Genomic DNA, 15,241 nt, shown 5'->3' on the forward strand with positions numbered 1-15,241 from the left:
GTTCACTCCTTTAATTGGGTTGATTCTCTTTTGATCAAAGAAACCGCCACTAGATGGGTGGTCGTCTCCGTTGGTACTGGGGTTGCTGCCTTCGCAGCGTTGATTTTCTCAATCACTTGGTTTCCTGCCAAGCGCCCCATCTCGGCAAAATTCTGCCCGATAGTCGTTAGTGCTGGATCAACGAGGGCTGCGGCTTGGATATTATCGAAACCAACTAGGGAAATGTTGGCAGGGACGTGCAAATCTGCTTGGCGCAAAGCACGCATCAATTCAATGGCGATCAAGTCATTTTCACAGACGGCTGCCGTGACCTGATGTTCTTCCAAGTAGGCAAGCGCATTCGCGATGCTGGCAGCCGTGTCGTCGAGCTTGGTGCGAAAGGTTCTTTGGGCTTTTTTCAGCGCATCGATGTAACCTAGATAACGCTGACGGACGGATTGCGGATGATGGGTATCACCAAAAATATAAGCGATCCGTTGATGCCCCAACGCAAGTAAATGCTCCGTGGCTAGCTGTCCGCCTTGAAAGTTATCTGGCATCACCGCTGGAAAATCAAACTCATGCAGCTTTTTATCTAAGGTCACGATAGGAAAGTGCTTTTCAGCACATTCGAACAGCAAGTCATAGTAAGAAAACGTATTGCTGGCGTAATAGATCAGGCCGTCGAATTCTTGCATCAGCTCAGCTGCCGTCGTTTTTTCCAAATAATCCACTGGTGTCATCAAAAGTTCAAAGCCGTGTTCTTGCATCACGGGGTAAATGCCTTCGGTAAAGTTTCCTAAAGAGAGATCATTGGCAAAGGGCAAGACAAACAAAATTCGTCCAGTCGCTTTTTTTTCCTTCAATTCTCGGACAAAGCTGCCGCTGCCTTGCACGCGATAGATCAGCTGATTTTGTTCCAGTTCCGTCAAGGCTCTTTTAGAGGTGATCCGACTGACTTGGTATTGTTCAGATAGTTCTTTTTCAGTAGGGACACGACTGCCAGGCGCTAATCGCCCTTCAACGATGGCTTCGTGAAGCTCCGCGTAAATTTTTTTATATAATGGTTGTTTCATAAGAAAACCCCTTTTGATATATCATATTTGTTAGCATACCATAAACCAATAAAAATGAAAACCCTTTAATTATTTTGAAAAAGCGCTAGACATTCAATTAATTCATGATATACTAGGTTCGTAAATTGATATATCAAATCAGGGAAGGTGATGGAATGGTTTATAAAGAAATACCAACTTCAGTAGCAACATTTATGGAAACGATTACGGATCTATGCGGAGAAACGCATGCCGATTGGGCGAAAAATTTTAACGCAGCCTTTGCCAATACACTATTAACGACGGTCAAGCGTCATGAGGATGGCACGACCTTTTTACTGACGGGGGACATTCCAGCCATGTGGCTGCGAGATTCCACTGCACAAGTTCGTCCGTATTTGGTGATCGCCAAAGAAGATGAAGACTTAGCAAGCATGATCAGCGGGTTAGTTAAAAAGCAATTCTACTATATTACGATCGATCCTTACGCAAATGCCTTTAACGAATCAGCCAATGGCGCTGGCCACCAAACAGACGATACAGAAATGAACGATTGGATCTGGGAACGCAAATATGAGATCGACTCTTTGTGTTATCCGATCCAACTGGCCTATCTGCTATATAAAAACACAGGCAGAACCGATCAGTTCAATGATGATTTTGTAACAGGCATCAAAAAAGCCTTGGAGGTGTTTGTGACAGAACAAAACCATGAGGAGTCTCCATATCGCTTTGAACGGGATACCTGGCGAAAAGAAGATACCTTGACTCATGACGGCAAAGGCGCACCAGTGAAACCCGTCGGCTTGACTTGGTCAGGCTTTCGACCAAGTGATGATGCCTGCAAATACGGCTATTTGATTCCCTCCAATATGTTTGCGGTGGTGGTCTTAGGCTATATCCAAGAAATCTTTACGACGGTTTTAGAAGATGCATCGATCGTGGCACAAGCGAAAAAATTGCAAGCAGATATCGAAGCAGGGATTAAAGCATATGGGTTGACCACGAACCAAGCTGGCGAAGAAGTCTACGCCTATGAAGTGGATGGATTCGGCAATGGCACCCTGATGGATGACAGCAATGTGCCGAATTTGATCGCCGCCCCTTACTTGGGGTATGGCAGCATGGAAGATCCCCTTTATCTTCAAACCCGTAAAACGTTGTTGAGCAGTGAAAATCCGTATTTCTATGAAGGGAAATACGCCAAAGGCATTGGTAGCTCTCATACGCCAGAAAATTATGTGTGGCCGATCGCCATGGCAATGGAAGGGATGACCACCACTGACAAAGAAGAAAAGAAACGAATTTTGGATCAGTTAGTGGCGACAGATGCGGGTACAAATTTGATGCATGAAGGGTTCGATGTCGATGATCCTTCGCAATACACGAGAGAATGGTTCTCGTGGGCGAACATGATGTTTTGTGAATTGGTTATGGATTATTTCGATATCCGAGTGGAAAAATAAGCAGCACGACCCATCACCATTCGAGTGACACAAAAAGCAGTCCAACGACGCAAACAGCGAGGAGTAAAAATCAATGAAGAAACAAGTTTATATCATCTCACACAGCCACTGGGATCGGGAATGGTACATGCCTTACGAACAGCATCACATGCGGCTAGTGGAATTGATGGATGATCTTTTAGAATTAATTGAAAATGACCCTGAGTTCCACAGCTTCCATCTAGATGGACAGACGATCATCTTGGATGACTATTTAGAAGTGCGGCCTGAAAAACGCGAGGCGGTCAAAGCGGCCATCAAACAAGGGAAATTACAGATCGGTCCGTTTTATATTTTGCAAGATGACTTTTTGATCAGTGCCGAATCAAACACCCGTAATATGCTGATTGGAATGGCAGAAAGCAAAAAGTGGGGCACCCCCGTTATGTTGGGGTATTTCCCAGATACTTTCGGCAATATGGGGCAAACCCCGCAAATGATGCTGCAAGCCAATCTTGAAAGTGCTGCATTTGGACGTGGCGTCAAACCGATCGGCTTTGACAACGAAGTTTTACCCGATGATCAATTTACTTCCCAATATTCTGAAATGCATTGGGAAGGTCCAGATGGCAGTCAAATCTTTGGTCTACTCTTTGCCAACTGGTACTCCAATGGCAATGAGATTCCAGTGGATAAAGCAGAAGCCAAAGCTTTTTGGACACAAAAACTGCAAGATGTAGAAAAATTTGGTGCCACCAATCATTACTTAATGATGAATGGGGTCGATCATCAACCTGTCCAAAAAGACATTTCGGCAGCGATTCGTATAGCCAACGAGCTTTTCCCAGAGTATGAATTCAAACACGCCAGCTTTACCGAATACCTTGAAGCGGTGCAAGCAGATCTGCCAGATGACCTAGGAACTGTCACAGGTGAATTGACCAGTCAAGAAACCGATGGTTGGTATACTCTAGCCAATACCGCCTCTTCCCGAGTCTATCTGAAACAATGGAATACAAAGGTTTCCCGCCAATTAGAAAATGTCGCTGAACCATTAGCAACTATGGCTTATGAAGCAAGCGGCAGCTATCCTCACGATATGTTGGATCATGCGTGGAAAACCCTGATGCAAAATCATCCTCACGACAGTATCTGCGGCTGTTCAGTGGACGAGGTACACCGAGAAATGATGCCGCGGTTTGAAAAAGCCAATGAAATTGGTAAGTTCGTGGCAGATGAAGCGTTACGCAATTTAGTAGCCGCCATCGACACGAGCCAGTTTCCTGAGGAGAGTCGTCCCTTTGTGGTCTTCAACACCACTGGCAGCACCCGTTCTGGTTTAGTGGAAGTCGTGATCGAACTTGAGCGTAAAACATTCCGTGAAGGATTGCCAAGCAAGCTTTACCACGAATTATTGGCGAAGCCAAAAGGTTCTTATTCGGTGATCGATGAACAGGGGAACCCTGTTGCTGCGATCATCAGTGAAGAAGAGGTCCTTTTTGACTATGAATTGCCTAAAGATGCCTTTCGGATTCCTTTCATGAAACGCTTTGTCACGGTTCAAGTAGAAGCAAACCAGTTGCCAGAATTTTCATGGCAGACCTTTGCCCTAGTGGAAAAAGCCGCTACGCCAGTAGAGAGCGCACCGATCGTTTCAGAAGGAGGGCGTAAACTTGCCAACGCACATTTGGAAGCCGTCATTACTGAAAACGGCAGCTTGGCGATTACAGACAAAGTAACCCAAAAAACGTATCGCAATTTATTGGTTTTCGAGGATGTGGGGGATATCGCCAATGAGTACATCTTCAAACAACCAGAAGGGGATCAAGCAATCTTATCGACACAATTTCCGCATCACGTGACGATCGAACAAAACGATCCACTGGTGGGGATCGTGCGACTGACGCAAGAATTGCAGATTCCCGTTTCAGCAGATGACCGTTTGTTAGAAGAACAAAAAGCTGTTGTCGATTTCCGTTTCCGTAAGGCACAGCGGAGTCAAGAATTGGTTGCTTTCAAGATCGAGACGGAGATTCGCTTAGAACGAACCAGCAACCGCCTGGCATTTAAAACCACCGTCAACAACCAAAGCAAAGATCACCGACTGCGGGTGTTATTCCCAACAGGGATCACCACGGATTTCCATGAAGCTGACAGCATTTATGAAGTTGTAAAACGGCCAAATCAGGTTTCCAGTCATTGGGAAAACCCAACAAATCCGCAGCATCAGCACGCCTTTGTCAACTTGCATGATGAAACTAGCGGCATGACGGTTTCTAATTTTGGTTTGAACGAATATGAAATCGTGAAGGATCAGATCTGCTTGACCTTGTTGCGCTGTACGGGAGAGCTAGGCGATTGGGGCTATTTCCCAACACCAGAAGCGCAATGCTTAGGCAGCCACACCTTTGAATACGGCGTAGCCTGTCATGGGGCTCCTGAAGAACGTTATGAAACGTATCGCCAAGCACAAGCTGCCCAAGTTCCTTGGACGGCAAGTCAGACCGACAAGCATCAAGGCAAGCTAGCCAGCAGCAACCAATACATGGAAGCTCATGGATCGACGGTAGCTATCACCGCCTTAAAACGCAATCGCCAAGACCAGCAGATCGTTTTGCGGGGCTATAATTTAGCGGATCAAGCCACTGCCTTTCACGTGCAAAAAGAGCAGGCGACGCTCTGTCTGATGAACCTTTTAGAGGAAGAACAAGTATCGACCGTCAATGAGCAATTACACCCATATGAAATTCGTACCATTGGAGTAAAGGAGTGAGTAATGATGGTTTATGGAGGAATTGAAGCCGGCGGCACAAAAATGATTTGTGCCGTTGCCGATGAACAGTTGACGATCATCGCCCAAGAGTCGATCCCAACGACAACACCAGAGGAAACGTTAGCGGCGATCTTTGCCTTTTTCGATCCCTACGATCTCGTGTCATTAGGGGTCGGTTCCTTTGGTCCGATCGGGATCGATCCAACCCAAGCAACCTATGGCCACATACTAGCGACGCCGAAACAGGGCTGGCAGCAGTTCGATTTTCTCGGTGCATTGAAGAAGCGCTACCCAGAGACAGCATTTGCTTGGACAACAGATGTCAATGCTGCCGCTTATGGGGAATTACGTCAAGGAGCGGCGCAAGGCAAAGACAGCTGTGTCTATTTGACAGTAGGAACCGGCATTGGCGCAGGAGTCGTTCGTGAAGGAAAGATTTTCGAGGGGATCGGTCATCCAGAAATCGGTCATACCTATGTCAAACGCCACAGTGAAGATACGTATGCGGGTACTTGCCCGTATCACGGCGACTGTCTGGAAGGATTAGCCGCAGGGCCTTCTTTAGAAGGACGTACGGGGATCAAAGGACAAGACTTGCCGCAAGCGCACGAGATTTGGGGGTTGCAGGCCTTTTATCTAGGGCAAGCGCTGGTCAATATCACGTTGACCTTAGCACCTGAGAAAATTATTTTAGGCGGTGGGGTCATGAATCAGCCGCATCTACTCGCTCAAATCCAACAAGCCTTCCTGAAACAAATGGCAGGCTATATGGAGACACCACCAGTGGAAGACTACATCGTCACTTGGGGCTTGCCGAACAAAAGCGGCATCATCGGCTGTCTCTTGTTAGGCAAAGAGCAGGTGACTGCCCATGACTAACCTGCATTTTCCTAAAGATTTTTGGTGGGGAGCCGCTGCCAGCGGTCCGCAAACTGAAGGACGAACGGCCGATGATGGCAAAGGCGATTCGATTTGGGACTATTGGTACGCAACGGAGCCAGAACGTTTTTATCAAAAACGGGGACCAAAAGATACCGTCCAGCTGCTGCAGCGTTACCCAGAAGATGTGGCGTTGATGAAAGAGATCGGCTTTAATTCTTTTCGAACCTCGATCCAGTGGAGTCGCTTGCTGCCAGAAGGAAGAGGAGCGGTCAATCAACAAGCGGTGGCGTTTTATCGCGAGTACTTCGCCACTTTGATCGAAAATGGTATCGAACCCTTCATCAATTTGTATCATTTTGATATGCCGATGGCACTGCAAAAAGAAGGCGGCTGGCTCAATCGCGAGACTGTCACAGCATTTGCAGATTATGCTGCTTTGTGTTTTGAGTTGTTCGGTGATCAAGTCCGTCATTGGTTCACGCAAAATGAACCGATCGTGCCAGTGGAGATGGGGTATTTGTATCAACAGCATTACCCAGCAGAAATCAACTTGGCACATGCGGTGCAAGTCGGCTACCATGAAGCACTCGCCAGCTCCTTAGCGATCCAACGCTTCCGTCAATCTCAGCAATCAGGCGAAATCGGCATCATCTTGAATTTGACACCGACTTATCCGAAAGATCCGAACGATGAAAAAGATGTCCAAGCGGCGCAACTGGCAGATGCCTTTTTTAACCGATCCTTCTTAGATCCAGCGGTCAAAGGCACCTTTCCTGTAGAATTGATCGCTGTCTTAAACGAGTTGGCGATCATGCCAGAAACCAGGGCAGAAGATTTGCAGATCATTAAAGAAAACACGGTCGATCTCTTGGGGGTCAACTATTATCAGCCACGGCGGGTGCAGCAAAAGCGTTCTGCCAAAACAGCGGACACACCAATGCCAGAAGATTACTTCGATGTGTATGATTGGCCAGAAAAGAAAATCAATCCCCATCGAGGCTGGGAGATCTATGAACGAGGCATCTATGATACCTTGATCAACCTACGAGACAACTACGGCAATATCCCCTGTTATATTTCAGAAAACGGCATGGGGGTCGAAGATGAAACACGCTTTATCGATGCCAGCGGTCAGATCCAAGATGAGTACCGCATCACCTTTATCAAAGATCATTTGCGGTATGTTCACCAAGCGATCCAAGAAGGCAGCCAGTGCCGCGGGTATCACATGTGGACCTGCATGGACAATTGGTCTTGGCTGAATGAATTCAAAAATCGTTACGGGTTTATTGCTGTCGATTTGGCTACCCAAAAACGGACCATCAAAAAGTCTGGTGAGTGGTTCCACGAAGTGATTCAGCAAAACGGCTTTGTCGACTGATCATTCATAAAAAACAAATCAATGAAGCGTCCTATCTTGCAAAAGGTAGGACGTTTTTCAGGTTTTTAGAGAATAAAAACAAAATATAAACAAAGACCTTTAATTTGTTTCATTTTATCTTTAGTTTGTTCCTTATTTTTTAGGGATGAAAGCGTTATTCTAGTAGCATGAAGGAGATGATGAGATGTGAAGAAAAAGGGGTTTTGGAGGAATGTCTGGCAATACAAAGCATTGATATTGATGGCTTTGCCAGGTGTTGTCTGGTTTATCTTTTTTTTCTATATACCTGTATTCGCAAATGTGGTGGCGTTCAAAGATTTCCACATTTCACCAGACGGCTTTTTTGCCAGTTTGAAACAAAGCCCATGGGTCGGCTTTGATAACTTTAAATTTTTATTTGCATCCAATGATGCTTGGCTGATCACTAGAAATACCCTACTCTACAATATCGTATTTTTAGCATTCAACCTATTCTTTGCGATTGCCTTTGCCATTATTATGAGTGAGCTGCGCAATAAGCGCTTGGTAAAAGTGTATCACACGATGTCCCTGTTGCCGTACTTCCTTTCTTGGGTGGTTATTTCGTACTTTGTCTATGCCTTTTTGAGTCCAGACAAAGGGATCATCAACCAATGGATCACGGGTATGGGCGGTGAAGGAATCAACTGGTATGCTGATCCGAAATGGTGGCCGTTTATTTTCGTCTTTATGAATGTCTGGAAGAGCTTAGGCTACAACAGCATCATCTATTATGCGTCAGTGGTCGGGATCGATCAGACGTATTACGAAGCCGCGATGGTCGATGGCGCCAGCAAATGGCAGCAGATCAAAAATGTGACGTTGCCACAGCTGATTCCAATGATTTCTGTTTTGTTGATTTTGAACATCGGTGGGATCTTCCGTGCCGACTTCGGACTTTTCTATCAAGTCCCACGAAACTCTGGGGCGTTGTACCAAGTCACCTCCGTTTTAGATACGTACATTTATAATGGACTGACTGCCACAGGCGACTTCGGGATGACCGCAGCTGCCGGCCTTTATCAATCTGTGGTTGGGGCATTACTATTACTAACAGCGAATTTGGTTGTTCGTAAACTAGAACCAGATTCAGCATTATTCTAAGGAGGATGGATAAATGAAGAAAAAAGTAACGAAAGTCGAGATCCGCTCCTTTAACCCAACGGTCAACCTGATTTTTAATATCGTGATCGGTCTGTTCGCGATTTCCTGTGTCTTGCCGTTTCTCTTTGTGATCGCGATCTCATTGACCAGTGAAACCTCTTTGGCAGAAAACGGCTATCGCTTTTGGCCACAAGAATTTTCGTTCGCAGCGTATACCTACCTGTTTAGCGGACAAATGAGCAGCAAAATTTTCCAAGCATTTGGCGTATCTATTTTTATCACTGTTTTTGGTACCTTCGTCAATGCAACGATGACTTCGCTATATGCCTATGTCATCTCTCGCTCAAATTTTCCATTCCGTCGTTTCTTTACGATCTTCGCTTTGATCACCATGTTGTTTGCGCCAGGGATGGTTGCCAACTACTTAGTGATGGTCAACTTGATCCAATTGAAAGACACGATTTGGGCGTTGATTTTACCCCTTGCCTTAGGGCCTTTTAATATCCTTGTTATGCGGACCTTCTTTAAAAAGACGGTACCAGATAGTATTATAGAATCTGCGCGCATCGACGGTGCCAGCGAAATGAAGATTTTTCTGTCCATCGTGTTGCCGTTAGCCGTTCCAGGGATCGCAACGATCAGTCTATTTGCCGCTCTTGGCTATTGGAATGACTGGTTCAATGCATTGTTGTATATTCAAAAAGACTCTTTAGTGCCGTTACAAGCACTTTTGATGCGGATTCAAAGCAACTTGGACTATCTAGCCAAAAGCTCTGGTATGGCTGCCCAGATCCAAGGTGGTTTGGCCGCTTTGCCAAGCGAAACTGCTCGCATGGCAATCGTTGTTGTTGCAACCTTACCGATTGCGATCACCTATCCATTCTTCCAACGGTATTTTGTCGGTGGTCTGACAATTGGTGGCGTCAAAGAATAATCAAATAAGTATAGGGAGGAAACAAAAATGAATTTGTGGAAAAAAACAGCTTTTGCTGGGATGGCCGCAGCGGCAACTTTGGGAATGGCTGCCTGTGGGTCGAACGGCGCAACATCCGATTCAGAAAACAATGCAGACGGCGTAACGACTTTATTGATGTATCAAGTCGGGGACAAGCCAGAAAACTTTGATCAATTAATGGAGATCGCCAATAAACGCATTGAAGAAAAAACCAACGCTCGCATCGATCTGCAGTATATCGGCTGGGGTGATTGGGATCAAAAAATGAGTACCATCATTTCATCGGGTGAAAACTACGATATTTCCTTTGCCTCAAACTATGTTGCGAATGCGCAAAAAGGCGCGTATGCAGATTTGACGGAGTTAGCACCAAAATATGCCAAAGAAGCGTATGATCAATTAGACGAATCTTATATCAAAGGCAATACGATCGACGGAAAATTATATGCCTTTCCAGTCAATGGCAATATTTATGCCCAACAAGTCTTGACCTTCAATAAAGAGTATTTAGATAAATATGATTTGGATATTAGCGGGATCGAATCTTATGCAGATGCCGAAGACGTGTTGAAGAAGTTTAAAGAAGAAGAACCAAACATCGCACCGTTTGCGATCGGACAAACCTTTAATGTTTCTGGAAACTATGATTATGTGATCGGGAAAGATTACCCATTTGCTGTTAAATTGGACGGCGATACAACGAAGATCATCAATCAATACGAAGATTATGAACAAATGGAAAACTTGAAATTGATGCACAAATGGTACAACGAAGGCTTGATCCCAACTGATGCAGCCACTAATACGACTGGTTACCCATTAGAAGGCAACACATGGTTCATGCGTGAAGAAACCCAAGGACCAATGGATTACGGCGATACGATCTTAAGCAATGCCGCAGGTCATGAATTGGTTTCACGTCCAATCACGAAACAATTAAAATCAACAGGCCAAGCGCAAATGGCAAACTTTGTCGTAGCGAATGTTTCGAAAAACAAAGAAAAAGCAGTGGAAGTGTTGGGCTTGTTGAACAGCGATCCTGAATTGTTGAATGGATTGGTTTGGGGTGTCGAAGGCGAAGCATGGGAAAAAATCGAGGGCGAAGACAACAAAATCCGTCTCCTTGATGGCTACTTGCCAAATACCCGGATGGCTGCTTGGAACACTGGGAACAACATGATCCTTTATACACAAGAATCCATCACAGACGATATGATCAAAGAGCGTGATGAAAATATTGCTAACGCTGAAGCATCACCAATCTTAGGGTTCAACTTCAAGACTGATAATGTGAAAACTGAAATCACGAATATCGCCAATGTCATGAACCGTTACAAAGCAAGTTTAGCAACGGGAACGATCGATCCAGAAGAAAATGTTCCGAAACTAAACGAAGAATTAAAAACCGCTGGCTGGGAGAAGGTCCGCGATGAAATGCAAAAACAATTTGATGAGTATCGTGCAAGCCAAGAATAAGCAACAGGCGCCGCTCACCAATCAATAGATCAAGTAAGCCGGAGGCTAAACGCATCAGGACCAATGGTTCCCACGTCTAGCTTCTGGCTGCTTTTCTTTAAAGTAAGTAGCGAAATCTTTGATGAAAAAATAACGTTACTTTTGTTTTTTAACCTTCAAGCAGCAAGCATAGTGCCTCTAAAACGTACATAGCATTAAAAGATTCTCAGGTAGCTTGAGTAGGAAGCTAAAATCATGCTACATTTTCGATAGGGAACAAATAAGGGAGGAATTTTAAATGGAAGAAACAGCAAATAGTGGGTTGGTCAAGGGCTTTCGCTTGATTTGGGCGATCGTGAAGTTGAATTTGTTTTTCGTCGTATTGACATTGGCAGGTGGCGGAATCTTAGGGATCGGTCCAGCGTTTCATACCATTAGTACCTTGATCCATGAAGACGGTTTAAATTATGAGCATCAAAGCTTTCGCAGCGCATGGCGCATTTGGCGCAGCGTCTTTGTCAAAGCCAATAAACAGTTTTATCTTTTCTTCCTACTGACAGGTTTCTTAGTGTATAACTTGTATTTAGCTACCCAGATCCAAGGCTTGATTTGGCTGATGATCTCTTTTGTTTTAGTTGTCGTCAGCGGATTGAGTATCTTACTGTACTTACTAAGTGTGGTTTTTGACACATCCTATGAGATTTCCTTGTGGAATAACCTAAAATTGTCCTTCGTGTGTCTGTTTCTTCATATGGCGACCTTTCTAAAATTGTTCGTGGGGATTGCCAGTATTTTCGCTTTTACTTGGATGATGAAAGGGCTCTTGCTCTTTGGAACCTTCAGTCTATTGATTTTGTGGTGCCACGTGGCGATCAGTCAGGAAAAAACCGTCATTGATCGGGACTTGGCACATGACTAAGCAGCGCTTTCGTTTGTTTAAACATGACTTTTTGATCAATCAGTTGATGCAGTTGTATAGCGTCCTTTTGGTGATCATCTCGATTATTATCATGCTGGTTCTGACGGCATATACTGGGGCAGACCGCTTCAATAGCAGCGAACGCCTCGTGGAAGCTACCAGTATGCAGCTGGATGCATACGTGCAGGATCAAAACGCGGTCGTTTCAACGGTATTAGGCGAATTTACCAGTTCGGATACTGCTTTTGAATCGCTGCGCAATTATTTACAGCTTTCATTGCCAGACTATTTTTCCTATAGTAATGATATTTTTCGCCAGACGGGACAAAGTGTGTATTTGCCAAACATCCTCTATCGCTTGATCCGTAATCATCCTAGTATCGAAGAGATCATTATTCAACTAGATGAAAGCAATGAGACACTAGTGGCAACCCCAGATACCCCTTATGGAGAAAAACGCAGCGGCAAGCAGATCGATTTGAAAAATCGTCTGTTTTTTGTTCGTTCGATCGCCCAACCAAGTAATTATGCGCAACCGTTAGGGCAAGTCTACGTGATTTTTCACTCAGACGATGTCTTAGCCAATCGACAAGAAGACAACCAAGCGCATGGTATTAACAGTTTTTTGTATACCTCCAATGGTCAGCGACTATACAAGGATGCCGTGAACCTTAGCAAGCAGACCTTAGCGAAAATTGATCAGGCGGTGGCTCATGGAACTATTAACGACACTCTGTCGAAAGACTTTTATATCAAAAAACAAACGACCGTCAGCGGAGAGTTGTCACTGATCTTGTTGTCAAAAGGTGTGATCTGGCGGGATATTTTTTCTAGCGCCATTTGGATCTTTAGCTTTGGGATTGGGATTCTCTTATTGGTCCTATGGGTGCTCCATCGGACCTTCAAGCGCTATACCTCGCAAGTACAGCAGATCGTCTATGCGACGAAAGAAGTCAGTCAAGGAAATTTTGATAAGCGGATCGATACCGCCAATGTCCAACAAGAGCTGAAAGAAATCGCAGAAGCCATCAATCAAATGACTTACAGTATCAACGAGTATATCAAAGACATCTACACGTTAGAGATCAAGCAGCGAGACGCCGATATGCGGGCGCTGCAAGCACAGATCAATCCGCATTTTCTGTATAACACGTTAGAATACATTCGAATGTATGCCTTGAGTCGCAACCAAGAAGAGCTGGCGGATGTCGTCTATGCCTTTTCGGCACTGCTACGGAACAATACGACACAAGAAAAGACGAAGACCTTAAAAGAAGAAATCGATTTTTGTGAAAAATATGTCTACTTGTTTCAGATGCGCTACCCAGATAAGATCGCCTATCATGTAACCATCGATTCGGCATTAGAACAGTTGGAATTGCCGAAGTTCACGCTGCAGCCGCTTGTCGAAAACTATTTTGTTCACGGCATCGATTATCAGCGCAATGATAATGCCATCAGTATCAAGGCTTATAAAGAAGTCGATCAGATCGTGATTGAGGTCAAAGACAACGGCAAAGGCGCAGATGCACAGCAGTTGGCGATGATCCAAGAAGAACTGCAAAATCAGGAGATCGGAGCCCAAACCTCGATCGGGATCAAAAATGTTCACGAACGGTTGCGGGGCATGTTCAACAGCGCCTATCAAATGGACGTTACGTCTCAGGCAGGTGCTGGGTTTACGGTCAAGATCCGCTTAGATGAGAAACGTTTGCAAAGGGGGCATGAGACAGATGTATAAAGCAATGTTCGTTGATGATGAATACATGATCTTGCAAGGGCTGCAAATGATCTTGCCTTGGCAAGAACTGGGCTTTGAAGTGGTGCATACAGCGAAAAGTGCTAGTGAAGCCCTCGAGTACTTGCAAGAGCATTCCGTTGATTTGCTGATCACGGATATTCGGATGCCAGAAATGAATGGCATCGATATGATCCGCCAAGCACAAGCGTTTGGGAATCGATTTTTCTCGATCATTCTATCAGGCTATCAGGAGTTTGCCTTTGTCAAACAAGGCATGGCGTTAGGTGTGCGTAACTATCTCGTCAAACCTGTTAACAAAGAAGAACTACGCAGCAGTGTACAAGCAATTGCAGCTGAGTTAGAGGAGCAGCAAAAACTGTTGGCAGAAAAAGAACTGTATCAAGAGTCAAGCCTGCTGCTTTGGTTGAATGATGAATTGAACGAAAGCGAGTACCTCCATTTGCTGGCGCAACAGCGGGTGCCACTAGCAGCACCCTTTACCGTTTTGCAGTTCAATGGGACTGCTGAGATCTTACAAAAAATCACGACGTTTTTTCAGCAACACGATCAGCCATTGATCTTACCAGGGCGATTAGATGAAAACCAAGTGATCATTACTGCTGCTGGACCAAGGCAGCAAATCAACGCTGATCTAAAAGCACTGGCACAGCAGCTCAATAGTACTGACTGGCAGTTGATTATGAGCGAGACCATCAACGAGTGGGAGAATTTGTATAAAGCCTATGAAAAAATCAAGCAGGTTCAGTCACTGCAAGCCTTCTACCCAGATCTGTTCTTACAAGAACAGACGATCCACGTGGATATTTTAGAGCGAAACGAAGAACTCCCGTTTCTGTCTTTTAACAAAGCACTGACCATTGGGGATGTCAAAACGATCCAACATGAGCTGGATAAAATGTTCGCTATTTTGGAACAAACCCAAGCAGACCCTGAGCATGTTCGCTATGTTTCGTTCTTGTTGTTCAATGATATTTATCGGCAGCTGCCAGTACTTTCCCACGAAAACCATGAACAAATTTTGGCACGGATTCGTGAGTCTAATACACTGGCAGATTTGCGGCAGCTCTTTGATGATGTGCTGGAGTTGGCGAAATCGCAGCCGCCGCAAAAACGCTATTCAGAGATCGTTCAAAAGACGATCCAGTTGATCGAAGAAGGCTATACCCATGATTTGACGGTCAAATCAGCGGCTGAAGAACTGCATGTCAGTGTCGTTTATTTGGGGCAGCTCTTTAAGAAAGAAACGGAAATGAGTTTTAATCAGTACGTCAATCTGGTGCGGATCAAGCAAGCCCAGCAGCTGCTGCTTCATTCGAAAGCCACGATCAGTGAGATCGGCGATCGTATTGGTTACAACAATACCAACTATTTTTCCAAAATGTTTAAGAAATTGAATGGTCTGACCCCAAAAGAGTTTCGCGATACCTATGAACAGCATTATGAATCCCTTGATTGAATTTAGATTTCTTCAAAAAAAATCTGGTTTTTGTGATTAAATGATAGTAATTGTGAC

11 protein-coding genes are annotated in these 15,241 nt (G+C 44.8%); 10 read left to right on the plus strand and 1 reads right to left on the minus strand.

What is annotated here, in order from left to right; genetic code table 11:
• Positions 1–2 precede the first annotated feature (2 nt).
• Positions 3–1,055, minus strand: coding sequence for a GntR family transcriptional regulator (locus tag IGI71_RS05110; protein ID WP_096741437.1), 1,053 nt, complete (start codon positions 1,053–1,055; stop codon positions 3–5).
• A gap of 155 nt (positions 1,056–1,210) precedes the next feature.
• On the opposite strand from IGI71_RS05110, the gene IGI71_RS05115 reads away from it, so the two are divergent.
• The 10 genes from IGI71_RS05115 to IGI71_RS05160 all read left to right on the plus strand — a co-directional run bounded on the left by IGI71_RS05115 (position 1,211) and on the right by IGI71_RS05160 (position 15,184).
• On the plus strand, positions 1,211–2,500 hold the full coding sequence (locus IGI71_RS05115; RefSeq protein ID WP_430616197.1) for a glycoside hydrolase family 125 protein: 1,290 nt from the start codon (positions 1,211–1,213) through the stop codon (positions 2,498–2,500).
• 73 nt (positions 2,501–2,573) lie between these two features.
• Positions 2,574–5,252 carry an alpha-mannosidase gene (locus IGI71_RS05120; protein ID WP_430616198.1) on the plus strand — a complete coding sequence of 893 codons (2,679 nt, stop codon included), beginning with the start codon at positions 2,574–2,576 and terminating at the stop codon, positions 5,250–5,252.
• 3 nt (positions 5,253–5,255) lie between these two features.
• The gene (locus IGI71_RS05125) at positions 5,256–6,131 is read left to right on the plus strand and encodes an ROK family protein (protein WP_270266416.1); all 876 of its coding nucleotides are present in this window, start codon (positions 5,256–5,258) and stop codon (positions 6,129–6,131) included.
• Positions 6,124–7,515, plus strand: a complete 1,392-nt coding sequence (locus IGI71_RS05130; protein WP_128431792.1) for a glycoside hydrolase family 1 protein — start codon at positions 6,124–6,126, stop codon at positions 7,513–7,515. Before IGI71_RS05125 ends, IGI71_RS05130 begins: the two co-directional genes overlap by 8 nt.
• A 240-nt stretch (positions 7,516–7,755) precedes the next feature.
• Positions 7,756–8,637: an ABC transporter permease gene (locus IGI71_RS05135; protein WP_086294872.1), complete on the plus strand. Its 882-nt coding sequence runs from the start codon at positions 7,756–7,758 to the stop codon at positions 8,635–8,637.
• 13 nt (positions 8,638–8,650) lie between these two features.
• The gene (locus tag IGI71_RS05140) at positions 8,651–9,571 is read left to right on the plus strand and encodes a carbohydrate ABC transporter permease (protein WP_005225516.1); all 921 of its coding nucleotides are present in this window, start codon (positions 8,651–8,653) and stop codon (positions 9,569–9,571) included.
• Positions 9,572–9,598: 27 nt separating this feature from the next.
• Positions 9,599–11,068, plus strand: coding sequence for an ABC transporter substrate-binding protein (locus IGI71_RS05145; RefSeq protein ID WP_413131463.1), 1,470 nt, complete (start codon positions 9,599–9,601; stop codon positions 11,066–11,068).
• A gap of 277 nt (positions 11,069–11,345) precedes the next feature.
• The gene (locus tag IGI71_RS05150; protein WP_034868397.1) at positions 11,346–11,966 is read left to right on the plus strand and encodes a DUF624 domain-containing protein; all 621 of its coding nucleotides are present in this window, start codon (positions 11,346–11,348) and stop codon (positions 11,964–11,966) included.
• Complete coding sequence (locus IGI71_RS05155; protein ID WP_201691682.1) at positions 11,959–13,707, plus strand: sensor histidine kinase; 1,749 nt, start codon at positions 11,959–11,961, stop codon at positions 13,705–13,707. Before IGI71_RS05150 ends, IGI71_RS05155 begins: the two co-directional genes overlap by 8 nt.
• The gene (locus IGI71_RS05160; protein ID WP_005225520.1) at positions 13,700–15,184 is read left to right on the plus strand and encodes a response regulator transcription factor; all 1,485 of its coding nucleotides are present in this window, start codon (positions 13,700–13,702) and stop codon (positions 15,182–15,184) included. Before IGI71_RS05155 ends, IGI71_RS05160 begins: the two co-directional genes overlap by 8 nt.
• Positions 15,185–15,241 lie beyond the last annotated feature (57 nt).

Source organism: Enterococcus sp. DIV1279b (assembly GCF_050531515.1).
Taxonomy (GTDB): Bacteria; Bacillota; Bacilli; order Lactobacillales; family Enterococcaceae; genus Enterococcus_D; species Enterococcus_D casseliflavus.